This window comes from Neisseria sp. P0021.S007 (assembly GCF_051956855.1).
Genome location: NZ_JBQCXA010000377.1, coordinates 1 through 776, shown reverse-complemented (window position 1 = coordinate 776; position 776 = coordinate 1). Strand labels below are relative to the sequence as shown.

1 protein-coding gene and 1 pseudogene are annotated in these 776 nt (G+C 45.5%); both read left to right on the top strand.

Annotation, left to right across the window (positions count from 1 at the left end):
* Positions 1-245: pseudogene (locus tag ACTHUR_RS13465) on the top strand (amidophosphoribosyltransferase); the annotation flags it as partial.
* Between the two features lie 74 nt (positions 246-319).
* Positions 320-776 (top strand): transcription elongation factor GreB (gene greB / locus ACTHUR_RS13460; protein WP_440399035.1); only part of this gene is annotated, 457 nt, incomplete at its 3' end.

The window sequence follows — 776 nt, the reverse complement described above, 5'->3', positions numbered from 1 at the left end:
AGATTGGCGCGGATGGCATCGTCTTCCAAAACTTAGAAGACTTGGAAGCAGTAGTCAAAGCACTCAATCCAAAAATCGAATCCTTTGATTCTTCATGTTTCAACGGTGTTTATCAAACCGGCGATATCGATGAAGTGTATCTAAACCGTCTCTCTACCGAAAAATCAGGTTGTGGCGGCTTGAAAGTTCATCCAAGCAAAATGGAACACAGCATCAGTATCAGCGATAGCGATGATGATGAATAAAGTAAATTGACTTACAATAAAGGCCGTCTGAAAATTAATGTTCAGACGGCCTTTAATTATGTTATAGACACATCATGAGTACCGAAACCAAAAATTACATCACACCTACCGGTTGGCAGGCACTGAAAGACGAACTTTATCATCTGGTCAACAAAGAGCGCCCGGAAATCGTCCAAATCGTTAACTGGGCAGCAAGCAATGGCGACCGCAGCGAAAATCGCGATTATCTTTACGGCAAACGCCGTATGCGCGAAATCGACCGCCGTATCCGCTTCCTAACTAAACGCTTGGAAGCTGCTGTCGTTGTCGACCCTGAAGCGCGTGAAGCCACGGACCAGATTTTTTTCAGCGCCACCGTTGGCTTATTGCGCGGAGATGGTCGTGAACAAACCGTCAAAATTGTCGGCGTAGATGAAATTGATACCGCTAAAAACAAAATCTCATGGATTTCCCCTTTGGCACGCAGCCTGATTAAAGCACGCGAAGGGAATGAAGTTGTCTTGGATACACCGGAAGGACGCGAGATTATAG